This window comes from Nonomuraea gerenzanensis (assembly GCF_020215645.1).
Classification (GTDB): domain Bacteria; phylum Actinomycetota; class Actinomycetes; order Streptosporangiales; family Streptosporangiaceae; genus Nonomuraea; species Nonomuraea gerenzanensis.
Genome location: NZ_CP084058.1, coordinates 8,286,656 through 8,309,414 on the forward strand (window position 1 = coordinate 8,286,656; position 22,759 = coordinate 8,309,414).

Here is a 22,759-nt window from a genome sequence, read left to right on the forward strand (position 1 = left end):
ATATACTTCTACTCGTGTCCAAGATGCTCACCTCCCTCCCTGTAGGCGAACGCGTCGGGATCGCCTTCTCCGGCGGCCTCGACACCTCCGTGGCTGTCGCGTGGATGCGCGAGAAGGGTGCGGTGCCCTGCACCTACACCGCCGACATCGGCCAGTACGACGAGCCCGACATCGCGTCGGTGCCCGGCCGCGCCACGGCGTACGGCGCGGAGATCGCCCGGCTGGTCGACTGCCGGGAGGCCCTCGTGGAGGAGGGTCTGGCGGCGCTGGCCTGCGGGGCGTTCCACATCCGCTCCGGCGGCCGCACCTACTTCAACACGACCCCGCTCGGCCGCGCCGTCACCGGCACCCTGCTGGTGCGCGCGATGCTCGACGACGGCGTGCTGATCTGGGGAGACGGCTCCACCTTCAAGGGCAACGACATCGAGCGGTTCTACCGCTACGGCCTGCTCGCCAACCCGTCCCTGCGCATCTACAAGCCGTGGCTGGACGCCGACTTCGTCAGCGAGCTCGGCGGCCGTACGGAGATGTCGCAGTGGCTGCTGGCCCGTGACCTGCCCTACCGGGCGAGCACGGAGAAGGCCTACTCCACCGACGCGAACATCTGGGGCGCCACCCACGAGGCCAAGCGGCTGGAGCATCTGGACGCCGGCATCGAGATCGTCGAGCCGATCATGGGCGTGCGGTTCTGGGACCCCGAGGTGGAGATCCCGGCCGAGGACGTCACGATCGGGTTCGAGCGGGGCCGCCCCGTCACGATCAACGGCAAGGAGTTCGCCTCCGCCGTCGATCTGGTGCTGGAGGCCAACGCCATCGGCGGCCGCCACGGCCTCGGCATGTCCGACCAGATCGAGAACCGCGTCATCGAGGCCAAGAGCCGGGGCGTCTACGAGGCGCCCGGCATGGCGCTGCTGCACGCCGCCTACGAGCGGCTGGTCAACGCCATCCACAACGAGGACACCCTGGCCAGCTACCACACCGAGGGCAGGAAGCTGGGCCGGCTGCTCTACGAGGGCCGCTGGCTCGACCCGCAGTCGCTGATGCTGCGCGAGTCGCTGCAGCGCTGGGTCGGCATGGCGATCACCGGCGAGGTCACGCTGCGGCTGCGGCGCGGCGAGGACTACTCGGTCCTCGACACGACGGGCCCCGCCTTCAGCTACCACCCCGAGAAGCTGTCGATGGAGCGCACCGAGGACTCCGCGTTCGGCCCGCTCGACCGCATCGGCCAGCTCACCATGCGCAACCTCGACATCGCCGACTCCCGCGCCAAGCTGGAGCAGTACGCCGGGCTCGGCATGGTCGGCCACCAGACGCTGCTGGGCACCAACCAGGTCACGGCGACCGGGCTGATCGGCGCGATGTCCGAGGGCGGCGCCGAGGCGATCGCCTCGCGCGGCGAGGTCGTCGAGGTGCCGGACGACGACCACCTCGTCGACCAGGCGGCCATCGAGGTCGGCACCGACTGACGGTCAGCGACGGCACCGACTGACGGTCAGCGACGGCGCCGGCCGACGATCGAGACCGGTACCGGCTGACGCACGAGTAACTCCACCCTCTGCCGGGTATGTCCCGCCCGGCAGAGGTGCCTTGCCACATCGATGCACCGGCCAAACATTTCCAAGACAACCGGTCTAGCGTGTTGTCATTGACTGGAATTGTTGGAACATATGGTTCGAGTCATCGAGTGAGGTCCAAAGATCGCTTACCGGAACAAAGGTAGCGGCGAGGGGAAAGGGGCAACGCTCATGCACCAGCGTGCCGTCCGGAACTTGGCCAACCTCGAGACGACGCAGGCCAGGATCACCCGCATCTTCGACGCGGCGGCCGGCGGGAAGAATCATTTCCTCGCCGACAAGGACGCGGTACGCCATTTCGACCAAGCCGCTCCAGCCCTGACCACGGCGGCCCGCGCGGTGCTCGACTTCCTCGCCCGGGTGATCCGCCACCTGGCGGCGGAGGGCGTCGACCAGTATCTGATCGTGGGCAGCGGCATCCCCGGCGGCCCGTCCGCCGGGCACGGCCTGCACGACGTGGCCCGCCAGTCCTGCGGCGCCGCCCCGCGCGTCCTGTACGTCGAGAACAACCCGATGGTCGTCACCATGGCGCAGGCCACCATCGAGCCGTTCACCGACCTGGTGCGGGTGGTGGAGGGCGACGTACGCGAGATCGACGAGGTGCTCAGGGACCACGTGGTCCGGACGTTCATCGACTGGGACCGGCCGGTGGCCGTGCTGCTGCTGTCGACCTACAGCCTGCACGACGACGAGTACGCCCACTACGTCATCAAGCGGCTGCGGCACACCGCGCCGGGCGGCAGCTACCTCTGCCTGCTGCACACCACCTTCGACGGCATCCCGCCGGAGCTGCTGCCGGCCATCCGCGACCTGCTCGCGATGACCCTGCCGCACCTGGCGATCCGGTCGAGGGACGAGGTCACGGCGCTGCTGGAGGGGCTCGACCTGGTGGCGCCGGGGCTGGTCTGGGTGCCGCGGTGGCGCCCGGGCGACGACGACCACGCCTGTCGCGATGAGCCCGCCTCGTCGGGCAACTACGGCGCCGTCGCTCGCATCCCTTGAGGAAACTTCTCTGCCACGCATTCACAAAAGTGAAGACATACGCTTATCGTGGATGTGGGAGCGCTCCCAATTCCCGAGAGACGTGATGCGTATGGCCCCCCACCTGGCCGCTCAAGGCGGTTCACTGACCGCCTCGCAGGCCCGCGCGGTGGAGTACCTGCTGCCGTCCGCACCCGCCGGTGTCGCCGAGGCCCGTTCCCTGGTCAGGGCGGAGCTCGCCCGCTGGGGCCTGACCCACCTCACCGACGACTGCCTGATCATCGTCAGCGAGCTCGTCACCAACGTCGTCCGGCACGGCGGCTCCGCCTACACGCTGCGGCTGGAGGAGCGGGCGGGGCGGTTGTACGGCGAGGTGTTCGATCCAGGCGACGGCGTGCCCTTCCAGCGCTCGCCCGGCGTGGACGCGCTGTCCGGGCGCGGGCTGCAGATCGTCGCGGCGCTCGCCGACGAGTGGGGCGTGACGCCGTCGGACAACGGCAAGCTCGTGTGGTTCGCGGTCAGCCAGCCCGGCTGAGCCCCAGTCGACCCGGCTGAGCCCCGTCGTGGTCAGTCGCCCCGGGTGAAGCCCATCGCGGGCCGTTCGCGCAGGATGCGCACCAGCAGCTGCGTGAGCCGCTCGCGCTCGGCCTCGCCGAGCGGCGCGAACCACTGCCCCTCCCGCCGGGCCTGCTCGGCGAACGCCTCCCGCACCGCCTCCTCCCCCGCCCCGGTCAGCGCGACCACCACGGCCCGCCCGTCGCCCGGCACCGGCCTGCGCTCGACCAGCCCGCCGCGCACCAGCGTGTTGACCGCGTTCGTGACCGCCGAGCGGGACATCGCGGAGATCTCGGCGAGCCGCACCGGCTGGGTGGGCCCCAGCAGCCACAGCTTGAACATCAGCCGGAACCCCGGCAGCGTCCAGCCGCGCGGCCGGTGGATGCGCGTCTCCAGGTCCGTCACGAGCAGGTAGGCGAGCTGCAGCAGGTGGTAGGCCAGCGCGAACGCCTCCGGGTCGGCCGGGGGCGGCATCGCGGCCAGGCGCTCCCGCGCGTACGCGGCGTACTCGAGGTCGGGCGGTCCGGCGTGGGAACGGTTCACCGGTCAAGTCTTGCGTAGCCGGACACGTACCCGGAATATTGTTTCGGCCATAACAATCTCAGGGAGGGCCTGTGCGCATCGTCATCGCCGGGGCCGGCATCGGCGGGCTGACCGCCGCACTCAGCCTGCACGCGGCCGGCTTCTCCGACGTGACCGTGCACGAGGCGGCCGGTGAGCTGAAGCCGCTCGGCGTCGGCATCAACCTGCTCCCGCACGCCGTCCGCGAGCTGACCGAGCTGGGCCTGGCCGACCGGCTGGCCGGGATCGGCGTCGCCACGGCCGAGCTGGCCTACTTCAACCGCTACGGCACGCCGATCTGGTCGGAGCCGCGCGGGATCGGCGCCGGCTACGCCTGGCCGCAGTACTCCGTGCACCGCGGCCGCCTGCAGCTGCTCCTGCTGGAGGCGGTGATCGAGCGGCTCGGGCCCGGCAGCGTGCGGACCGGCAGCCGGATCACCGGGCCGGGCGAGGAGGACCTGCTCATCGGCGCCGACGGCATCAACTCAGCCGTGCGCGCGCACCTGTACCCGGGTGAGGGGCCGCCGCCGTGGAACGGCCTGGTGCTGTGGCGCGGCACCACTTACGGCGAGCCGTTCCTGACCGGCCGATCGATGATCATGGCGGGGGACGGGACACAGAAGTTCGTCGCGTACCCGATCGAGACCGGCGAGCGCACCCTGATCAACTGGATCGCCGAACGCCCGCTCGACGGCGAGCCCCCGGAGCGCGGCAACTGGAACCGTCCGTGCGACCTGGCCGAGGTCGGCAGGCACTTCGCGGACTGGCGCTTCGACTGGCTGGACGTGCCCGGCCTCATCGCCGGGGCCGAGACGGCGTACGAGTACCCGATGGTGGACCGCGACCCGCTGCCCCGCTGGACGATCGGGAAGGTCACGCTGCTCGGTGACGCCGCCCACGCGATGTACCCGATCGGCTCGAACGGCGCCTCCCAGGCCATCATCGACGCCCGGGTGCTGGCGTACGCGCTGGCCCGCGGCGAGCTGGACGCGTACGAGCGGCTGCGGCGGCCCGCCACGACGGCGCTGCAGCTGTCGAACAGGGAGATGGGCCCCGAGGTGGTCATGAAGCTGGCGCACGAGCGCGCGCCCGGCGGGTTCGACGACATCGAGGCGGTGATCCCGCTGGCGGAACGCGCCGAGATCGCCGCCTCCTACAAGCGCACGGCGGGCTTCGACCCGGCCTCGCTGAGCGAGCGGCCCTCCTGGAGCGTCACATGATGGGCCTGGAACCGCTCGCCGCCTTCCACGTCGAGCTGGACCCCGTCCTCGACCTCGGCGACTCGCCGTGGGGCCGCCGCCGGGTGATCAACATCGTGGGCGGCTCGTTCGACGGGCCCCGGTTGTCGGGCGTGGTGCTGCCCGGCGGCGCCGACTGGCAGGTCGTCCACGCCGACGGCGCGATCAGCATCGACACCCGCTACACACTGCGCACCCACGACGGGGCGCTGCTCTACATCGCCACCAGCGGCGTGCGGCACGGCCCGCCCGAGGTGCTCGGGCGGCTCGCGCGGGGCGAGGCGGTGGACCCTGCCGAGTACTACTTCCGGCTGTTCTGCCGTTTCGAGACCGGTGACGAGCGCTACGGATGGCTGAACCGTACGCTGGCCGTGGCCTCAGCGGCCCGCGCCGCCTCCGCGGTCCGATACGACGCCTACGCCTTGACCTGACCGACGCTGGAGGCCCTCGATGCCGAAGCTCGACCGCTCGCCGATGCGCGTCACCGCCGAGTACGACACCCCGATGCCGATGCGTGACGGCACCGTGCTGCGCGGCTCGGTGCACCGACGCGCGGAGGGCGGGCCGTTCCCCGCGTTGCTGGCGCGCAGCCCGTACGGCGAGGGGCCCTTCCGGGCGATCCCGCTGACCGCGGCGCTGGAGGCGGGCTTCGCGGTGGTGCTGCAGCACTGCCGGGGGCGCGGCACCAGCGACGGCGAGTTCCGGCCGTGGCTGGACGAGGGCGACGACGGGCACGACACGATCGCCTGGATCACCGCCCAGCCGTGGTCGAACGGCGAGGTGGTGATGACCGGCATGTCGTACCTGGCCGGCTGCGCCCTGCAGGCGGCGGCCACCCGCCCGCCGGGCCTCAAGGCGGTCTACGCCGCCATGACGCCGCACGACTTCCACGACGGTCTGAAGTACCACGGCGGCGCGCTGGCCCTGGGCTCGGCGCTCAACTGGGGCGCGATGCAGGCGGCGCTCGGCCTGATGCACGCCGCCGAGGCGGGCGAGGACGTCGGCGCGGCGTTCGGCCCGCTGCTGCCGGCCATGACCGACCCGGCCGCGGCGGTGCGCACGCTGCCGCTGGACGCGGTCGAGGGCATCCCGTGGTGGCACGACTGGATCTCCCACCCCGAGCGCGACGCGTACTGGCAGGGCCTGGCCGAGACGCTGCGGCACGACCGCATCGAGGCGCCGGTCATGCACGTGGCCGGCTGGTTCGACCTGTTCCTGTCCGGCACGCTGGAGAACCACCGCCGCCTGGGCGGCCCGCTGGTCATCGGCCCCTGGTCGCACCTGACCTCGGCCTCCTCCGGCACCGGGCGGCTGGACTTCGGCTTCTCCGCCTCGGCCCAGGCGATCCAGCTGGAGCAGCGGCAGCTCGCCTTCCTCCAGGGCCGTGACACCGGGCCGGCCGTGAAGATCTTCGTGATGGGCGACGACGTGTGGCGCGACGAGGAGTCCTGGCCCCTGGCCCGCGCCGTCGAGACCCGCTACCACCTGCACCCCGGCGGCCTGCTCTCCCCCGACCCGCCCGCGCCGGGCGCGGAGCCCGCGACGTTCACGTTCGACCCGCGCGACCCGGTGCCCACGACCGGCGGCCCGACCCTGCTGGCCGACCCCACGAACGTCGGCCCGCAGGACCAGCGCGACGTGGAGCGCCGCGCCGACGTGCTCTGCTACACCAGCGAGGCGCTCGGCTCGGACCTGGAGGTGACCGGCCCCGTGACGGTGACGCTGCGCGCCGGGACCTCGGCCGCCTGCACCGACTGGACGGCCAAGCTGGTGAACGTCCACCCGGACGGCCGGGCGATGAGCGTGACCGACGGCATCGTGCGCACCACCACGGCGGCCGGGACGTACACCGTCGATCTGGTGGCCACCAGCCAGGTCTTCAAGGCGGGCCACCGGATCAGGGTGCAGATCTCCAGCTCGAACTTCCCCCGCTTCGACCGTAATCCGGGCACCGGCCGCCCCGCCGCGCTGGCCACGGAGGCCGAGCTGGTCGTCCAGCGGCAGCGCGTCTTCCCTGATTCCTTCATCACCCTGCCCGTGGTGCCGCGTTAAGCCGTCGTTCTTCTTCAGGCAATTTCCAGGTAGGGCGGGTACTCTCCCCGGCATGAAATGGCAGCGCACAATCAACGGGGCGCTGGCGAGGTACACCGGATTCCAGTTCAACCGAGTAGGTAAAGCAGGGCAAGCGGCTACGACGACGGTGCAGGAAAGGACCCCGGTCAAACGGCCGGAGACGCCTTTCCGGCCGCCGGCGGATCCGAAGACCGACCGTCTCGTGCAGGCGCCGGTCTTCATCATCTCGCCGGTCCGTTCGGGCTCGACGCTGCTGCGGGCGATGCTCAACGCTCACCCGGACCTGCATGCTCCGCACGAGCTGCACGTACGCCGGTTGAGAGTGGAATTCGACACCTCGCTGGCGGAGAAGGCCATGGAGGCACTCGGGCACAACAAGGCCGACCTGGAGCACCTGCTGTGGGACCGGGTGCTGCACCGGGAGCTGGTCCGCAGCGGCAAGCGGTTCATTGTGGAGAAGACGCCTGCCAACGCGTTCGCCTACGAGCGCCTGTCCACCTGCTGGCCGGACGCGCGGTTCGTGTTCCTGCTGCGCCACCCCGCCTCCATCGCCTCCTCCTGGTACGAGGCCAGCCCCGGCAAGCGCACCCCCGACGAGGCCGCCGCCGACGCGCTGCGGTACATGAAGGCCGTGCAGCGGGCCCGCAAGGCCCTGCCCGGCCTGACCGTGCGCTACGAGGAGCTGACCGAGGACCCGGAGCGGATCAGCCGCGACATCTGCGACTTCCTGGGCGTCCCGTGGGCCCCCGAGCTGCTCTCCTACGGCACCCCCGACGTGGTGACCAAGGGCCTGGGCGACTGGAAGGACAAGATCCGCTCAGGAACGGTGCAACGCGGCCGCGACCTGCCCAGGCCCGAGCAGGTCCCTGATGTGCTGAAGGACATGTGCAGGCACTGGGAGTACCTGACGTGAAGATCCGCTACATGCTGCTGCACGCCTACGGCATGGGCGGCACCATCCGCACCGTGGTCAACCAGGCCAACGCCATGGCCGCGGCCGGCCACGACGTCGAGATCGTCAGCGTGGTCCGGCGCAGGAACGAGCCACAGTTCGCAATCGACCCGCTGGTGCGCCTGTCGGCGCTGGTGGACCAGCGCGAGGGCATCACCGCCGACTCCCTGGCGCGCAAGGTGTGGCGCCGGGCCCGCGGCAAGATCGTCCCCTACGGGGAGTTCGCGGCCGAGTACTTCACCGAGCGCGTCGAGGCGGCGGTCATCGACTACGTCTCCGGCCTGCGTGACGGCATCCTGGTCACCACCCGGCCCGCGCTCAACCTGATCGCGGCCCGCCGCGCCTCCTCCAGCGTGATCCGCGTCGCCCAGGAGCACATGAACCTGGCCTCCTACCACGAGCGGGTCCGCGAGCAGATCGCCCGGCACTACGGCCGCTTCGACGCGGTGGCGGTGCTGACGGAGACCAGCCGCCGCGAGTACCGCAAGCTGCTGAAGGACACGCCCGTGGTGCGCATCCCCAACGCGGTGCACATGGACGAGCGCAAGCACTCCGACCAGAGCAACAAGATCGTGATCGCCGTGGGGAGGCTGGTGCCGCAGAAGGGCTTCGACATGCTCATCCCGGCCTTCGCCGCCACCGCGGAGGAGCACCCGGAGTGGAAGCTGCGCATCTTCGGCACCGGGCCGTCGAAGGAGCGGCTGCAGAAGCGCATCGACGAGGTCGGCGCGGGCGGCCGGATCAAGCTCATGGGCCGCAGCAACCGCATCCACGAGGAGCTGGCCAAGGCGTCGGTCTACGCGCTCAGCTCCCGGATCGAGGGGCTGCCGATGGCCATGATCGAGGCGATGGGCCACGCCCTGCCGATCGTCGCCTTCGACTGCCCGACGGGGCCCGCCGACGTGCTCACGCCCGGCAAGGACGGGCTGCTGGTGCCGCCACGCAACGTGCCCGCGCTGACCGAGGCGCTGAGCCGGGTGATGGGCGATCGCGAGCTGCGGCTGCGCCTGGGCGCCACCGCGGCGGAGACGGCCTTCGGCTACACCCCGCACGTCGTGATGCCGCTGTGGGAGAAGCTGTTCACCGCGCTGTCCAACGGCGAGCCGATCGACACCGACGTGCGCGCGGCCCGCTGAGCCGTGCGCTTGCCCGGCCCCTCTTCCGGGGGCCGGGCCCGCTCCCTCCGCTCAGGCCGCCGGGAACATCGGCGGCTCCTGGCCGGGGGTGAGCGCGGTCGGCCCGAACAGCCAGTCCACGTAGGTGTAGTCGTGCACGTCGCGCCCGCGCAGCACGCCGTTGCGCCACAGCCGCTTGTCGCCGTCGTGGTGCCACAGCTCGCCCCAGGCGCGCGCGGTGGTCAGCACGCGGCGGCAGTGCTCGGGGCGGACGGCGTTGTACGCCGCCAGCGCCGCGTCCCAGTCACCCCGCGCGCCGTCCACCTGCTCCGACAGCACCCAGGCGTCCTCGATGGCCATGACCGCGCCCTGCGCGAGGTACTGCAGCGGCGGGTGCGCCGCGTCCCCGGACAGGACGATCCTGCCGCTGACCCAGTTCATGATCGGGTCGCGGTCGAACATCCGCCACCAGCGATCGCGCCACATCAGCGGCAGCCCGGCCCGCACCTGGTCGCAGGTGTGCTCGAAGGCCGCGTCGAGCTCGTCGGGCGTGCCCCAGTCGGCCTCGCCGGCCAGCGCCTTCGGCGACTCGAACACCGCGACCTGGTTGAACATCTCCCCCTGGCGCAGCGGGTACTGCACGAAGTGGCAGCGGGGGCCGACGTAGACGACCACGTCCTTGGTGTGCACGTCGAGGTCGGCCACCCGGTCGATCGGCACGGCGCCCCGGTAGGCGACGTAGGCGGAGTTGACCGGCTCGTCGTCGCTGAGGAGGCGGCGGGCCACGGAGTGCAGGCCGTCGGCCGCGATGACGACCGCGCCGCGCTCACGCCCTCCGGCATGCACGGCCACCGCGCCGCGCTCCCGTCTGCCGTCGTGCGTCGCCGCCGCGCCATCCTCGTCCCCGCCGTGCGCCGCCGCCGCGCCGTCCTCGGCCTGCTCGTACCCGGTCACCGTGACGTCGGTGACCAGGTCCACGCCCGCCCGCCGGCAGGCGCGCAGCAGCGTGCCGTGCAGGTCGCTGCGGTGGATCACCATGTACGGGAAGCCGTAGCGCCGCTCCACGTCGTGCAGGTCGAGCCTGGTCAGGACGCTGCCGTCAAGGGCGTCCTTCATCACGATGTGCTCGGGGAGCACGCCGAGCGAGACGATCTCGTCGAGCAGGCCCCAGCGGTCGAGGATGCGGGTGCAGTTGGGCGCGATCTGCAGCCCGGCGCCGACCTCGCCGAACTCCTGCGCCCGCTCCAGCACCCGCACCCGCAGCCCCTTGCGGCTGAGCGCCAGGGCGTTGGACAGGCCGCCGATGCCGCCGCCCACCACGACCACGTCCACGTCGTCACTGCTCACCTGAGTGGTTCCTTCCATCGTCGCGCCGCCTACAGCCACCGCGGCAGCGCGGGCGCGGGCCGGCCGCCCGGCCCCGCCGCACGGCCGGACAGGTAGGCCGCCAGCTCGGCGAGGGTGCCGGTGACGTCCGCCGGGTCACCGGCGCCCGCGACCCGCCACGTACCGCCGGAGCCCGCCGCCGTGAGGACGAGCGCGGGGCCGTCGCCCGCGCCGGACCGCTTGGCCGCGATGTCGTCGATCAGGCAGGTCAGGAAGTCCGCGGGCAGGTCGCCGAAGCCCACCCCGGCGCCGAGGTCCACGGCGTGCACCATGACCTCCCGCGCGCGCAGCCAGGCGATCTCGCTCGCCGGGACGGTGCGGCCCTGGGCGGTGCGCACCGGGTGGGCCCACTGCCGCTCGTCCAGCTCGGACAGCCGCCGGTCGAGCTGCTCCGCCGAGCTCGCGGCCCAGGAGCGCAGCTCGGCCGGGGAGCGCACGGCGCCCGCCCGGATGTCGGCGTCACGCTGCTCGAACGAGGTGTACATCGGGCGTTCCTCGCCGGTGCGCGCCCAGTGCGCCAGGTTGACCAGCGCGTCGGCGTTCGCGGCGACGTGGGCCACGAGGTGCCTGCCCGTCCAGCCGGTCAGCGCCGTGGGCCGGTCCAGCTCGTCGTCCGGCAGGACGGCCAGCGCGCCGAAGAACGTCCTGCTGCCCTCGGCCATCCAGCGCAGGCTGTCGGCCAGGCTCCGCCGGGCGGCCTCCGGGCGGCCCGGATCGGTGATCTCGGCGGCCATTAGGATGCTCGCTCCGGCTCAGCCACGGCCTTCGACTCCGAGCGGCCCAGACCGGTGATCTCGGTGGCCAGGACGCTGCCCTCGGCGAGGTAGCGGGCCGGCTTGCGGGCGTGGCCCACCCCGCCGGGGGTGCCCGTCGCGATGACGTCGCCCGGGTTCAGGGTGAGGATCGTGGAGACGTACCGGACCAGCGCGACGGGGTCGAAGACCAGGTCCGAGGTGTCGGCCCGCTGCACCACCTCGCCGTCCACCGCCCCGGTGAGGGTGAGCGAGGGACGGGTGCCGCCGGGCAGGTCGTCCGGCGTGACCAGGTACGGGCCGAACGGCGTGCTGGCCTCCCAGGTCTTGCCCTGCAGCCAGACCGGCGAGCGGTACTGCCAGTCGCGCATGGTGACGTCGTTGAGCACGGCGAACCCGGCGATGGCCGCGTCGGCCTCGGCCTCGGTGGCGCGGCGCACGCGGCTGCCGATCACGACGGCCAGCTCGGCCTCCCAGTCCACCTGCGCGGACTCGGGCGGGAGCTGGATCTCGTCGAAGGCGCCGATGAGCGCCTCGGGGTACTTGGCGAACAACGTCGGGTGCTCCGGCAGCTCCCGGCCCATCTCCAGGATGTGCTTGCGGTAGTTCAGGCCGATGCAGACGATCTTGCCGGGCCGGGGGACGACGGGCGCGAACCCGGCGCTCGCGACCGCCTCGCCGTCCGCGCGGGCGGCGTGCTCGGCCCAGTCCGGCCGGGCCAGCAGCTCCCCCACGTCGGCGAGGCCGAGGTCCACGAGGGTGTCCCCGTCCACGCGCACGGCCCTGGTGCGGCCGTCGGCGGTGCGGATGGTGGCGAGCTTCATGCGTGGTCTCCTTCCACTGCGACGCGGTCGAGGTGCAGTGCCTCGAAGACCGGCCCGTCGCTGAACCTGAACAGATCGAGCGCGCCCGAGTCGGAGTCGGACGCCGAGGACTCCGACTTGGCCGAGAACGGCTGCCACGACGGCACCACGAACAGGTCGCCGCGGGTCACCGACCACGACGTGCCGCCGACCGTGACCCGCCCGCTGCCGTCGAAGACCTGGTACACCGAGGAGCCGGCCTCGCGGCGCGGCGCGGTCTCGGCGCCGGACCTGATCCGGTGCATCTCGGCCCGGATGGTCGGCAGCACGTCGCCGCCCGTGGTGGGGTTGGTGTAGCGCACGGCCGCGTGGCCCGGCTCGACCGTCCCCGCGTACCCCTCTGCCTCCAGGTCGAGCTGGTCGGCCAGGGCGCGGTCCGTGTCGGCCCACCGGTAGGCCAGCAGCGGGGTGCCGGGCTGCGGGCCGGGCGCGGAGACGGGGCGCAGGCCCGGGTGCCCCCACAGCCGCTCGGAGCGGGAACGGTCCGGCGTGATGCGCTCGGCCTCGGAGATCCGGTCCCGGCCGAACTCGAAGAACTGGGCGTCCACGGCGTACTGGAACGGGATGTCCAGGCCGTCGATCCAGGCCATCGGCTCGGCGGCGCCGTTGTGGTGGGCGTGCCAGGCCCAGCCGGCCTGGGGCAGGAAGTCGCCGCGCCGCATCGGCACCGGATCGCGCCCGACGACGGTCCACACGCCCTCACCCTCAACGACGAAGCGGAACGCGTGCTGGGTGTGCCGGTGCTCGGGAGCGTCCTCGCCCGGCATCAGGTACTGGATCGCCGCCCACAACGTCGGCGTGGCGAACGGCCGGCCGCCGAGCGACGGGTTGGCCAGCGCGATCGCCCGCCGCTCGCCGCCCCGCCCGACGGGCACCAGGTGACCGGCCTGGTCGGCCAGGGCCAGCAGGCTCTGCCAGCGCCACAGGTGCGGGACCGCCTTGGAGCGCGGATGCGGGGGCATCAGGTCGCCGATCTCGGTCCAGAGCGGGATCAGCAGCTCCTTCTCGAAGCCGCGGTAGAGCTCTTCCAGCGCGGGCGACGGCGGCGGCTGGTCCGGGGCGTCGACCACGGCGAGGCGCACGGGGTGGTTCGCGGTCTCGGTCATTCTCCTGGCTCCTTCTCGGTGACACGCGTTGCCAGCTTGTAGCCTGGGCGTACGAGAAGAACAGGACATTCTGCTGTGAAGAATCCGCCCAACTACGCGATCCGCAGCGTCGACCACGCGCTGCACCTCGCCGTGCTGCTCCAGGTGGAGGGTCCGCTCAGCGTCGGCGAGGCCGCCGAGCGGCTCGGCGTGGCCCCGTCCACCGCGCACCGGCTGCTGGCCATGCTGGTGTACCGGGACTTCGCGGTGCAGCAGGAGGACCGCCGGTACGCGGCCGGGCCCGTCCTCTCGCTGGGCGCCAGCTCGCTGTCCCACACCTCGCGGCTGCGCGCGGTCGCCATGCCGCACCTGTCGGCGCTGGTCGAGCGGGTGCGCGAGAGCGCCAACCTGGTGATCCTGTCCGGCGACCACGTACGGTTCATCGGCACGGTGGAGTGCAGCCAGGCGCTGCGGGTGGGCAACCGCGAGGGCATGGTCTTCCCCGCCCACCTGGCCTCCGGGGGCAAGGTGCTGCTCGCCGACCTGCCGTCCGAGCGGCTCGACGTGTTGTTCAGCGAGGAGAAGTGGGCCGACCGGCCCGATCAGAGGCCCAACCTGGTGGCGCTGCGGCGGGAGCTGCGTACGACGCGGGAGCGCGGGTTCGCCATCAACGCGGGCAGGACCGAGGCGGGCGTCACCGCCATCGGCCGCGCCGTGCGCGGCCAGGACGGCACGGCCCAGGCCGCCGTGTCGGTGTCGATGCCGACCACGCGCTTCTCGCGGGACCGGCTGCCCACCCTGGTGGGCGCCCTGGCCGTGACCGCCCGCGACATCGAGGAGGAGATGCGCGGCGCCGCCGGCTGAGCCCGTCGCGGGGGCCGAGGTGAGGAACGCACATCAGCCGATGACAACCGCATCTGGATCGTCCCCGCGCCCGCTCCTACGGTCGGGGTATGTCTCTCCGCCGCATCGCCGCCGCGGCCGGCGCCGCGCTCCTGGCCCTCTCCCTCATCGCCGTCCCCGCCCGCGCGGACGGCTCGCACGAGTGCTTCTCCGGTGTGCGCACCCCGGACGGCGAGCACTACGACCTGTCCGCCGGGGGCTGTGCGGGGGCGGGCTACTACCAGGTGACCGTCGTCATCCTGGTCGGTGACGCCCGCGGCACCTACTCCTGCGCGAGCGTCTTCTCCTGGAACGGGAGCCTGACCGGGGAGCGGTGCCTGCTTCTCTGAGCAGACCGGTGCGCCGTGACCACCTGCTGCTCGATCAGGTCGAGTGCGCCGTGACCACCTGCTGCTCGATCAGGTCGAGTGCGCCGTGACCGCCTGCTTCTTGCGGGCGCGGTAGGCCGCCGCCTTGATCTTGTTGCCGCACGACTCCATGCCGCACCACTCCCGCCGCCCGCCACGCGAGCGGTCGATGAAGACCTTGGTGCACTCGGGGTTCGCGCACTCCTTCATCAGCGGCACGTCAGGCCCGCTGAGCAGCTCGATGGCGTGCCGGGCCACCGTGGACAGCGCCTGCGCGGGGGTCGCCTCCGTCCACCGGCCGCCGGCGGTGAGCTGGGGTGTCGCGGGCGGCGTGCGGGCCGCCTCGTTCACCAGCGCGAGCGCCTGGTCGTCGTAGCCGTCGCCCGCGAGCCTGGCGGTGATCAGCGCATAGATGGCCTCCCGCACCGCCACGGCCCGCGCCAGGTCGCTGTCCTGGCAGGAGGGCGCCGCGTCGACCAGGCCGCCCTCCACGTACCAGGCGTCGAGGGTGGCCGGGGCGTCCAGCGTCTCGAAGCGCGCCGTGCGACGGGCGCGCATCGTGCAGGCGAAGTCGAGCGCGGGGTTCCCGCACAGGAAGACATGTTTCACATCACCAGTTTGACAGGTGACGCGGGGATCGCGCAATCGCACGGCCGATGAGGGCGAAATGAAACAGCCCGGGGTTTGACTGGAGCGCGTCCGGCTCATCCGCACTCACCCGGGAATCTGATGAGAAAACTCCTCCTTGCTCTCCTCCTCGTCCTGGCCGCGCTCCCCGCGGCCCCGGCCCACGCCCGTCCCCCCGCCGTCGTCTTCGACACCGACATGGACTTCGACGACGCCGCGACCCTGGCCTACCTCGCCCAGGAGCACCGGGCGGGCCGCATCGACCTGCGCGCCATCACCGTCACGAACAGCGGCGCCGGCTTACCCGGGCGGGCCGTCCGCCACGCCAGATGCCTGGCCGAGCGGCTCGGCCTGCGCGGCGTGCGGATCGCCGACGGCTCCGGCACCGGGCCGAACTCCTTCCCCGCCGAGCTGAGGCAGCTCTTCGACCGGGTGCTCACGGCCGCCACCCCCGGCTGCGCGGGCGACGAGACCCCGTCGGCGGTCCGGGCGCCCGAGCTGATCAGGAAACTGCTGCGGGACGACCCCTCGACCCAGATCATCGCCACCGGCCCGCTCACCAACCCGGCCGCCGCCCTGCCGTACTCCGCCTCGCGGCTGACCACGATGGGCGGCGCCGTGCACGTGCCGGGGAACCTGTGCTGCGGCACGCCGCCCGAGTTCGACGGCACGCAGGAGTTCAACTACTGGCTCGACCCCGCCGCGGCGCGGGCGGTGCTGACCGGGAGCCGGGGCACCGTGCGCATGGTGTCGCTGGACGCCGCCAACGAGGTGCCGATCACCGATGCCTTCCTGGACCGGCTGGCCGCCGACCACCGCACCCCGGCCGCCGACACCGTGCTGGAGATCGTCACCCATCCCGAGGTGCGGCCGCTGATCGACCAGGCGCTGCTCTACTGGTGGGACCCGCTCGCCGCGATGAGCGCCGTCCGCCCCGGGCACGTGGAGTTCACCTACGGCCGCGTGGACGTGGTGCCGAGCGGCCCGTCGGCCGGGCGCACGGTCCTGTCGCCGTCGGGCGGCCCGCTCTGGTACGGCACGGCGGCCGACACCGCCGCGTTCGAGCAGCGCTTCCTCGACACCCTGAACGGCCGCCCCTAGCCGCGCGGCCACCGGGCCGGGTGCCCGGTCGGCGCGGCCACCGGGCCGGGTGCCCCCGGTGGCCGTCCGGCCCGGCGGCCACCGGGACGGGCGCCGCGTCACGGCCGGAAACGGTCGGTGGCCTGGATCAGCAGGCTGCGGATGCCCGGCTCCGAGCCGCCGTGACCGGCGTCCTCGACGAGGTGGAACTCGGCCTCCGGCCAGGCCTGATGCAGGTCCCACGCCTGGCCGGGCGGCGTCTTGACGTCGTAGCGGCCGTTGACGATGACGGCCGGGAGGTGCCGGATGCGGTCGATGCCCGCCAGCAGGCCCTCCTCCGGCAGGAAGGCGCCGTTGGCGATGTAGTGGTGGGTGATGCGGGCGAACCCGACCAGCATGGCGTCGCCCAGGTCGGGCGGGGGCACGGGCAGCAGCGTGTTCGCCGCCAGCTCCCAGCCCATCCAGGCGCGCGCCGCCGGCACGTGCACGGCGGGATCGGGGTGCGTGATGCGGCGGCCGTAGGCGGCGAGCAGGTCGTGCCGCTCGTCGCCGGGGATCGGCGCGACGAAGGCCGCCCACTCGGCCGGGAACAGGTGCGCCGCCCCCGACGGCGTGAAGGACCACGCCTCGTCCTGCGGTCGGACCAGCCACACGCCGCGCAGCACGAGCTCGGTGACGCGATCGGGGTGCGCCTGCGCGTACGCGAGCGCGAGGGTCGTGCCCCAGCTCCCGCCGAGGACCAGCCAGCGCTCCACGCCCAGCCGCTCCCGCAGCCGCTCGATGTCGGCGACGAGGTGCGGCGTGGTGTTGTGCGCGAGCGAGACCGCCGGGTCGCCGGCGTAGGGCCGGCTGCGGCCGCAGTTGCGCTGGTCGAACAGCACGATCCGGTACGCGTCCGGGTCGAAGAAGCGCCGGTGGTCGGGCAGCAGGCCGCCACCGGGACCGCCGTGCAGGAACAGCGCGGGCTTGCCCGCCGGATCGCCGCAGGTCTCCCAGTAGATCTCCTGGCCGTCGCCGACGGCGAGCATGCCGGATTCGTACGGTTCCGTCTTCGGGTACCAGTCGCTCACGACATCCGAAGATAGATCACCGTACGTCCCCGGGCCGAGCAGGCCAGGACGCCGGTGACCGGCTCGTCGTCCGCGAGACCGATCACCCGGCGCCGAGGCCCGCCGTGCCGGTCCCGCGGAGGCCGACCCGGAGTCCCGTGTACGCCCGTGGCCCAGCCGATCCCGGCGCATGGCGGCATCGCCACGTCCGAGGAGGTCGGCATCGACACTCTCACCGATCGATCGGCTCCGTGCCGGGTCTCGCGAGCACGGCTCTGTGCTCTACCCGCCGGCGCCTGGGCTCGCGTACCGGGGTGAGGGGATCAGGAGTTGCAGCCGCAGCTACAGCCGCTGGCGCAGGAGCAGGAGGATCCGTGTCCGCATGAGCAGGATTTCTTCGTCTTCGCCGTCATACCCGGATACGTTGCACGGAACGGGGTCTCTCGAACTCGCTGCGAAGCAACAAACCCCCCGCCCGCGCGGCAGGAAAGTGCCGCGCCCGGTGCTCCCCGAGGTCCCGCCCGGGCCGTGGACACCGCAAGATGGGTGACGTGCGGTCCATCCACTCACTGCCCGAGCACCCGCGGCCCGAGCCCTACCAGTCCGTCGCCCGCGCGTCGGGGCCCCGCCTGCGCCCCTACGTGCTGGGGTGGGCGGGCTTCCGTGCCCCGGCCGGGGCGGAGCAGCCCACCAGGATGTTGCCGCTCAACGCGGCCACCCTGATCGTCGACTTCACCGCCATGCGCGCGATCGTCACCGGGCCGCGCGCCGCCGCGACGCTGTGGCCGTACTCGCTGTGGCGTCATGGGGTGGCGGTGGGGCTCACGCCCGCGGGGATGTCGGCGCTGCTCGGGGTGCCCATGCGGGAGGTGGCCGGAACGGCCGTGCCCCTGGAGGACCTGCTCGGGGGCGTGCGGGCGGAGGAGCTGACCGGGCGGCTGGTGGAGACGGCGAGCTGGGCGGGGCGCTTCGGTGCGCTGGAGCGGTGGCTGGCGGCGAGCCTGGCGGCAGAGCCTGTGGCCACGCTGGCGCTGGGACCGACGGCAGCGCCCGCTCCAGCACTCCCGGCCGTGCCCCTGACAGCGCCGGCCGAGGCGCCGGCGGCGCCGACGGCATGGTCGCGCGGCGGTGCGGGCGCCGGGATCGCCGACGGGCTGGTCATGTACGCGTGGTGGCGGCTGCAGGAGCCGGCGGGGCCGCGCACGGTCGAGGCGCTGGCCGGCGAGCTGGGGGTCAGCCGCCGTTACCTGGAGCTGGGGTTCCGCCGGGTGGTGGGCCTGTCACCCAAGACGGTCGCCAGGGTCGCCCGTTTCCAGCGGGCGGTGCGCACGCTGAGCCGGCCGTCGGCCATGCTGTCGGAGGCGGTCGCCTGCGGCTACGCCGACCAGCCCCATCTCACGCGGGAGATCCGCGCGATGACGGCGATGACGCCGAAACAGCTGTTCGCATTCGTTCAAGACACCGAACGGCTCGCGCACTAACGTGCCCGTCCATGACGCACCACGGCACGACGGCACTTCTGACCACGGCTCACGCGGCCGACCCCACCCTCGCCGACTTCGGCCGCGACCCGCTCTGGATCACCATCGTCAAGGCCGTGATGCTCTTCGCCTTCCTCGGGCTCGGGGTCGTCCTCGGCGTCTGGTTCGAGCGCAAGCTCATCTCGCGGATGCAGCACCGCTACGGCCCCAACCGGGCCGGCAGGTTCGGCCTGCTGCAGTCGGTCGCCGACGCGATCAAGATGGGGCTCAAGGAGGACCTCTTTCCCCGGAACGTGGACAGGGTCCTCTACCTGCTCGCGCCCGTGATCATGGTGGTGCCGGCCTTCCTGGCCTTCTCCATCGTGCCGTTCGGGCCGGTGGTCAACCTGTTCGGTGTCGAGACGCCGCTGCAGCTGGTGGACCTGCCGGTGGCGGTGCTGTTCATGCTGGCCATGGGTGCGGTGTCGGTGTACGGCGTGGTGCTGGCCGGGTGGTCGTCGCGCTCGCCGTACGCGCTGCTGGGCGGGCTGCGCTCGGCGGCCCAGGTGGTCTCCTACGAGATCGCGATGGGCCTGTCGTTCGTGGCGATCTTCCTGTTCGCCGGCACGCTGTCCACCTCCGAGATCGTCAAGGCGCAGGAGCAGACCTGGTTCGCGGTGCTGCTCATCCCGTCCTTCCTGGTCTACGTGATCTGCATGTTCGGCGAGGCCGCGCGCATCCCGTTCGACCTGCCCGAGGGCGAGGGCGAGCTGGTCGGCGGGTTCCAGACCGAATACTCCTCGTCGCTGAAGTTCGCGCTCATCATGATGGGCGAGTACCTGCACACCTTCACCGCCTCGGGCATCGCGGTCACCCTGTTCCTGGGCGGCTGGCGGGCGCCGTTCCCGATCTCGTTGTGGGAGGGGGCCAACCAGGGCTGGTGGCCGGTGCTGTGGTTCTTCATCAAGTTCGTGCTCACGTTCTGCTTCATCGTGTGGGTGCGCGCCTCGCTGCCGCGGGTGCGTTACGACCAGCTCATGTCGCTGGGCTGGAAGGTGCTCATCCCGGTCAACCTGGCCTGGATCCTGCTGGTGGCCGCGGTGCGCAACATCGTGGTCAACGAGGGCGACCGGACGCTCGGCATCGGGCTCGGCGTGGTCATCGTGATCGGCGCGCTGGCCATCTGGATGCGCTTCGACACCGTCGACCAGCGGCGCAAGGAAGCGAAGAAGGCGCAGGTGGAGGCCGAGTTCGAGCAACTGTCCGAGGAGCCGGCGGCCGGTGGCTTCCCTGTGCCGCCGCTCGACCTGCCGCACTACCACGGGGTGGGCCGGCCTTCACCCGATCACCGCTGACGGCTGCCGCTCAGCTCAGGGAGAGCAGGCCCGGGATGCTCGCCACGCCCGGCAGGAGGTGGGTGTGGCGGACGGCGCCGAGGGTGGCGGCGTCCTGGCTGCCGGTGAGCACCCCGGCGACGATGCGGGCGCCGGCGTTGGTGCCCGCCTGGAGGTCGCGGACGGTGTCGCCGGCGGTCAGGACGCGGCCGACCTCGTGCACGCCGGTCGCCTCCATCGCCCGGAAGATCATGTACGGCGCCGGGCGGCCCGCGGCGACGTCGTCCACGCACACCACCGCGTCCAGCACGCCGTGCTCCCAGCCGATCGCCGCCAGCAGCGCCGTCGTCACCTCCCGGTCGAACCCGGTGGTGAGCGCCACCTTGACGCCCGCCGCCCGCAGCGCGCGGATCGCCTCGGGGACGCCGGGCAGCGGCGCGGGCGGCCGGGCGGCGTAGGCCGCGCGCAGCCGGGCACGGAAGTCGGCGAACGCGGCGTCCACGGTGTCATCGGACGGCACACCGCCCACCGCCCCGGCCGCGCGGCTTTCCGGCGCCGCGCCACCGGTCGGTGGTGAGGTCAGCAGGGCGGTGATGGCCTCGCGTTTGTCGGCGCCCATCCAGCGCCGGATGTCGGCGGCCGACGGGTTGCCGCCCGCCGCCCGCACGGCCTCCTCCAACGCGAGGTAGACGGCACCGTGCTCTTCCACGGTGGTGCCGGCGATGTCCAGGACCGCCAGTTCGATCACGGGGTCTCTCCTTGCGGGGCTCGGGCGGGAAGCAGGTCGTTGGGGCTGCGCAGCAGCGCCGGATGGGCCTGCTGCGAGTTGTCGATGGTGAACGAGACGAGGTCGGGCCGGTAGCGGTCGTCGGAGAACTCGACGGGCTCGCCGGAGGCGGAGGAGGTCTGGCGCCGCTCGCGCAGCAGGGGCGCGCCGACCGGGATGCCGAGCAGCTCGGAGTCGGCACGGTCGGCGCCGACGGCGTCGATGGTGTGCCGGGCCCTGCTCAGGTCCACGCCGCACCGGCTCAGATACGCGAAGACCGACCCGGAGTCGCAGTCGAAGTCGAACAGCAGCCGCCCCACCGGCCAGACGAACGTGGTGCGCTCGACCATGGCGGGCAGGTCGTCCATCAGCCGCAGCCGCACCATCTGCACGACGTGCTCGCCCTCCTCCAGCCCGAGCGCGTCGCACGCCTCCGGGCCGGCCGGGCGGCGGGCGATCTCGAGCGTGCGCTGCCCGGGCGTGCGGCCCATCAGCTCCACCCAGCGCGAGAAGGACAGGAAGGTCTCGAACGGCTGCGGCATGCTCTGGCTGCGGACCACGGGCGGCTTGCCGCGCCCGCCGCCGATGAGGCCCTCGGCGCGCAACGTGGCCAGCGCCTGGCGGATCGGGCCCCGCGAGATGCCCCACTGCTCGCACAGGTGGGACTCGGAGGGGATGGCCGAGCCCACCGGCAGCTCGCCCGAGCTGATGCGGCGGCGCAGATCCGACGCGACGCGTTCGTGGAGAGGTGCGTCCATGTGACTTGACCATACAGGAGTGCGGACATTTCACGGAAGCCTTCCGATCTCCGCAATACCCATGTCACCTGCGTAAATGACGTGACGCAAACGCAAGATGACATGTCCGGTTCGGGATTGACGGCACCCGGCCGCGAACGGCAGCGTACTTATCATGACAAGTCACCTGCCGTGGGACACGTCCCTCGACGCGGCCGATCTCGTGGTCGTCGGCGCGGGCATCGTGGGGTTGGCCCACGCCGTGGACGCCGTGGCCCGAGGGCTGTCCGTCGTGGTCGTCGAGCGGGACGAGCGCGCTGTCGGCGCCTCGGTACGCAACTTCGGCCACGGCTGCTTCACCGCCCAGGACGGCCGGGCCCTGCGGTACGCGATGGCCGCCAGGACCGCCTGGCTGCGCCTGGCCAAGGAGGCCGGGCTCTGGCTGGACGAGAGCGGCACGGTCGTGGTCGCCCGCGCCGACGACGAGTACGCGGTCCTGAGCGAGTTCGCCGCCGCCCGCGACGGGCAGGCGGTGCTGCTCGACGCGCGTCAGGTGGCCGGGCGGATCCCCGTGGGCCCCGGCGTGGTCGGCGGCGCCTGGCTGCCGCTGGACGTGCGCGTGGACCCGCGCCAGGCCGTGCACGCCATCGCCGCCTGGCTGGCAGGTCAGGGCGTGCGCTTCCACTGGGCCACCTCCGCGCACCTCGTCGAGCCCGGCCTGGTGACCACCAGCCGGGGCCGGATCAGGGCCGGGCACGTGGTCATGGCCGTCGGGCACGACGTCGACCGGCACTTCCCCGCCCTCGCCGAGAGCGCCGGGCTGCGCCGCTGCGTGCTGCGCATGCTGCGCGTGGCCGACCCGCACGGGCGCCGGGTCGATCCCGCGGTGTTGTCCGGCTTCTCGCTGCTGCGTTACGGCGGCTTCGCGGCCTGCCCGTCGGAGCCCGCCCTGCGCGCCCGCCTGGAGAGCGAGCGGCCGGAGCTGACCGGCATCGGCCTGAACCTCATGTTCACCCAGCGCCCCGACGGCGACCTCGTCGTCGGCGACACCCACGCCTACGCCGTGACCCCGGAGCCGTTCGGCGACGACGAGCTGGACCGGCACGTCCTGGCCGAGAGCGCCCGCCTGCTCGGGACCGGCCGGCTCACGGTGCGCGAGCGCTGGCGCGGCGTCTACGCCTCCGCGCCGGAGCCGTTCCTGGTCGCCGCCCCCATGCCGGGCGTGCGCGTCGTGTCGGTCACCTCCGGCATCGGCATGACCACCGCCCTGGGCCTGGCCCCCGAGGTCCTCGACGACCTGCTGGCCTGACCACCCCTGCGA

Annotated in this window: 23 protein-coding genes; 14 read left to right on the forward strand and 9 right to left on the reverse strand. The window is 72.6% G+C overall.

Annotation, left to right across the window (positions count from 1 at the left end; translation table 11 throughout):
* Nucleotides 1-14 precede the first annotated feature (14 nt).
* From argG to LCN96_RS38540, 3 genes are all read left to right on the forward strand, one after another.
* A complete protein-coding gene (argG, locus tag LCN96_RS38530; RefSeq protein ID WP_225267358.1) occupies nt 15-1,466 on the forward strand; it encodes an argininosuccinate synthase in 1,452 nt (483 codons plus the stop codon).
* A 303-nt stretch (nt 1,467-1,769) separates the two neighbouring features.
* On the forward strand, nt 1,770-2,576 hold the full coding sequence (locus LCN96_RS38535; protein WP_225267359.1) for an SAM-dependent methyltransferase: 807 nt from the start codon (nt 1,770-1,772) through the stop codon (nt 2,574-2,576).
* Nucleotides 2,577-2,661: 85 nt separating this feature from the next.
* Complete coding sequence (locus tag LCN96_RS38540) at nt 2,662-3,090, forward strand: ATP-binding protein (protein WP_225267360.1); 429 nt, start codon at nt 2,662-2,664, stop codon at nt 3,088-3,090.
* Between the two features lie 32 nt (nt 3,091-3,122).
* On the opposite strand, the gene LCN96_RS38545 is transcribed toward LCN96_RS38540, so the two are convergent.
* Nucleotides 3,123-3,653 (reverse strand): MarR family winged helix-turn-helix transcriptional regulator, encoded by a 531-nt coding sequence (locus LCN96_RS38545; RefSeq protein WP_225267361.1) that lies wholly within the window; start codon nt 3,651-3,653, stop codon nt 3,123-3,125.
* 71 nt (nt 3,654-3,724) lie between these two features.
* On the opposite strand from LCN96_RS38545, the gene LCN96_RS38550 reads away from it, so the two are divergent.
* The 5 genes from LCN96_RS38550 (at nt 3,725) to LCN96_RS38570 (ending at nt 9,070) form a co-directional block, all read left to right on the forward strand.
* Nucleotides 3,725-4,891: a flavin-dependent oxidoreductase gene (locus LCN96_RS38550; RefSeq protein WP_225267362.1), complete on the forward strand. Its 1,167-nt coding sequence runs from the start codon at nt 3,725-3,727 to the stop codon at nt 4,889-4,891.
* The gene (locus LCN96_RS38555; RefSeq protein ID WP_225267363.1) at nt 4,888-5,340 is read left to right on the forward strand and encodes a DUF3237 domain-containing protein; all 453 of its coding nucleotides are present in this window, start codon (nt 4,888-4,890) and stop codon (nt 5,338-5,340) included. Before LCN96_RS38550 ends, LCN96_RS38555 begins: the two co-directional genes overlap by 4 nt.
* A 19-nt stretch (nt 5,341-5,359) precedes the next feature.
* Nucleotides 5,360-6,961, forward strand: a complete 1,602-nt coding sequence (locus LCN96_RS38560; RefSeq protein WP_225267364.1) for a CocE/NonD family hydrolase — start codon at nt 5,360-5,362, stop codon at nt 6,959-6,961.
* 223 nt (nt 6,962-7,184) lie between these two features.
* Entirely contained in the window at nt 7,185-7,895 is a 711-nt protein-coding gene (locus LCN96_RS38565) for a sulfotransferase family protein (protein ID WP_225267365.1), read from the forward strand.
* Nucleotides 7,892-9,070: a glycosyltransferase family 4 protein gene (locus LCN96_RS38570; RefSeq protein WP_225267366.1), complete on the forward strand. Its 1,179-nt coding sequence runs from the start codon at nt 7,892-7,894 to the stop codon at nt 9,068-9,070. The genes LCN96_RS38565 and LCN96_RS38570 overlap by 4 nt, the downstream gene beginning before the upstream one ends.
* A gap of 51 nt (nt 9,071-9,121) precedes the next feature.
* Here the strand turns inward: LCN96_RS38570 and LCN96_RS38575 are convergent, their stop codons facing one another.
* From LCN96_RS38575 to LCN96_RS38590, 4 genes are read right to left on the reverse strand one after another with little or no spacing between them, the layout of a single operon-like run.
* Nucleotides 9,122-10,396, reverse strand: coding sequence for an FAD-dependent oxidoreductase (locus LCN96_RS38575; protein ID WP_225267367.1), 1,275 nt, complete (start codon nt 10,394-10,396; stop codon nt 9,122-9,124).
* 29 nt (nt 10,397-10,425) lie between these two features.
* Nucleotides 10,426-11,169: a maleylpyruvate isomerase family mycothiol-dependent enzyme gene (locus LCN96_RS38580; protein ID WP_225267368.1), complete on the reverse strand. Its 744-nt coding sequence runs from the start codon at nt 11,167-11,169 to the stop codon at nt 10,426-10,428.
* The gene (locus tag LCN96_RS38585; protein ID WP_225267369.1) at nt 11,169-12,011 is read right to left on the reverse strand and encodes a fumarylacetoacetate hydrolase family protein; all 843 of its coding nucleotides are present in this window, start codon (nt 12,009-12,011) and stop codon (nt 11,169-11,171) included. The genes LCN96_RS38580 and LCN96_RS38585 overlap by 1 nt, the downstream gene beginning before the upstream one ends.
* Nucleotides 12,008-13,156, reverse strand: coding sequence for a cupin domain-containing protein (locus LCN96_RS38590; RefSeq protein ID WP_225267370.1), 1,149 nt, complete (start codon nt 13,154-13,156; stop codon nt 12,008-12,010). Before LCN96_RS38590 ends, LCN96_RS38585 begins: the two co-directional genes overlap by 4 nt.
* Before the next feature lie 75 nt (nt 13,157-13,231).
* On the opposite strand from LCN96_RS38590, the gene LCN96_RS38595 reads away from it, so the two are divergent.
* Nucleotides 13,232-13,999 carry an IclR family transcriptional regulator gene (locus LCN96_RS38595; RefSeq protein ID WP_225267371.1) on the forward strand — a complete coding sequence of 256 codons (768 nt, stop codon included), beginning with the start codon at nt 13,232-13,234 and terminating at the stop codon, nt 13,997-13,999.
* An 89-nt stretch (nt 14,000-14,088) separates the two neighbouring features.
* Nucleotides 14,089-14,367, forward strand: coding sequence for a hypothetical protein (locus tag LCN96_RS38600; RefSeq protein ID WP_225267372.1), 279 nt, complete (start codon nt 14,089-14,091; stop codon nt 14,365-14,367).
* 69 nt (nt 14,368-14,436) lie between these two features.
* Here the strand turns inward: LCN96_RS38600 and LCN96_RS38605 are convergent, their stop codons facing one another.
* Entirely contained in the window at nt 14,437-14,994 is a 558-nt protein-coding gene (locus LCN96_RS38605) for a CGNR zinc finger domain-containing protein (protein WP_225267373.1), read from the reverse strand.
* A gap of 120 nt (nt 14,995-15,114) precedes the next feature.
* On the opposite strand from LCN96_RS38605, the gene LCN96_RS38610 reads away from it, so the two are divergent.
* Entirely contained in the window at nt 15,115-16,113 is a 999-nt protein-coding gene (locus LCN96_RS38610; protein WP_225267374.1) for a nucleoside hydrolase, read from the forward strand.
* Nucleotides 16,114-16,211: 98 nt separating this feature from the next.
* On the opposite strand, the gene pip is transcribed toward LCN96_RS38610, so the two are convergent.
* Entirely contained in the window at nt 16,212-17,162 is a 951-nt protein-coding gene (gene pip, locus LCN96_RS38615; protein WP_225267375.1) for a prolyl aminopeptidase, read from the reverse strand.
* A gap of 530 nt (nt 17,163-17,692) precedes the next feature.
* Here pip and LCN96_RS38620 point away from each other — a divergent pair.
* The gene (locus LCN96_RS38620; RefSeq protein WP_225267376.1) at nt 17,693-18,622 is read left to right on the forward strand and encodes a helix-turn-helix transcriptional regulator; all 930 of its coding nucleotides are present in this window, start codon (nt 17,693-17,695) and stop codon (nt 18,620-18,622) included.
* Between the two features lie 11 nt (nt 18,623-18,633).
* Nucleotides 18,634-19,956 (forward strand): NADH-quinone oxidoreductase subunit NuoH, encoded by a 1,323-nt coding sequence (gene nuoH / locus LCN96_RS38625; RefSeq protein ID WP_225267377.1) that lies wholly within the window; start codon nt 18,634-18,636, stop codon nt 19,954-19,956.
* Nucleotides 19,957-19,966: 10 nt separating this feature from the next.
* On the opposite strand, the gene LCN96_RS38630 is transcribed toward nuoH, so the two are convergent.
* Both LCN96_RS38630 and LCN96_RS38635 read right to left on the reverse strand, forming a co-directional pair.
* Entirely contained in the window at nt 19,967-20,683 is a 717-nt protein-coding gene (locus LCN96_RS38630; RefSeq protein WP_225267378.1) for a phosphonatase-like hydrolase, read from the reverse strand.
* Nucleotides 20,680-21,459: a GntR family transcriptional regulator gene (locus LCN96_RS38635; RefSeq protein ID WP_225267379.1), complete on the reverse strand. Its 780-nt coding sequence runs from the start codon at nt 21,457-21,459 to the stop codon at nt 20,680-20,682. The genes LCN96_RS38630 and LCN96_RS38635 overlap by 4 nt, the downstream gene beginning before the upstream one ends.
* 154 nt (nt 21,460-21,613) lie before the next feature.
* Between LCN96_RS38635 and LCN96_RS38640 the strand changes: the two genes are divergently transcribed.
* A complete protein-coding gene (locus tag LCN96_RS38640) occupies nt 21,614-22,747 on the forward strand; it encodes a TIGR03364 family FAD-dependent oxidoreductase (RefSeq protein WP_225267380.1) in 1,134 nt (377 codons plus the stop codon).
* The last annotated feature ends 12 nt before the right edge of the window (nt 22,748-22,759 follow it).

What these genes read in the sequence shown, in the direction of transcription:
- LCN96_RS38590 (WP_225267370.1), bottom strand. Translation starts at nt 13,156, where the DNA reads ATGACCGAGACCGCGAACCACCCCGTGCGCCTCGCCGTGGTCGACGCC.
- LCN96_RS38635 (WP_225267379.1), bottom strand. Translation starts at nt 21,459, where the DNA reads ATGGACGCACCTCTCCACGAACGCGTCGCGTCGGATCTGCGCCGCCGC.
- LCN96_RS38540 (WP_225267360.1), top strand. Translation starts at nt 2,662, where the DNA reads ATGCGTATGGCCCCCCACCTGGCCGCTCAAGGCGGTTCACTGACCGCC.
- LCN96_RS38640 (WP_225267380.1), top strand. Translation starts at nt 21,614, where the DNA reads ATGACAAGTCACCTGCCGTGGGACACGTCCCTCGACGCGGCCGATCTC.
- LCN96_RS38560 (WP_225267364.1), top strand. Translation starts at nt 5,360, where the DNA reads ATGCCGAAGCTCGACCGCTCGCCGATGCGCGTCACCGCCGAGTACGAC.
- LCN96_RS38610 (WP_225267374.1), top strand. Translation starts at nt 15,115, where the DNA reads ATGAGAAAACTCCTCCTTGCTCTCCTCCTCGTCCTGGCCGCGCTCCCC.
- LCN96_RS38580 (WP_225267368.1), bottom strand. Translation starts at nt 11,169, where the DNA reads ATGGCCGCCGAGATCACCGATCCGGGCCGCCCGGAGGCCGCCCGGCGG.
- LCN96_RS38555 (WP_225267363.1), top strand. Translation starts at nt 4,888, where the DNA reads ATGATGGGCCTGGAACCGCTCGCCGCCTTCCACGTCGAGCTGGACCCC.
- LCN96_RS38585 (WP_225267369.1), bottom strand. Translation starts at nt 12,011, where the DNA reads ATGAAGCTCGCCACCATCCGCACCGCCGACGGCCGCACCAGGGCCGTG.
- LCN96_RS38600 (WP_225267372.1), top strand. Translation starts at nt 14,089, where the DNA reads ATGTCTCTCCGCCGCATCGCCGCCGCGGCCGGCGCCGCGCTCCTGGCC.
- nuoH (WP_225267377.1), top strand. Translation starts at nt 18,634, where the DNA reads ATGACGCACCACGGCACGACGGCACTTCTGACCACGGCTCACGCGGCC.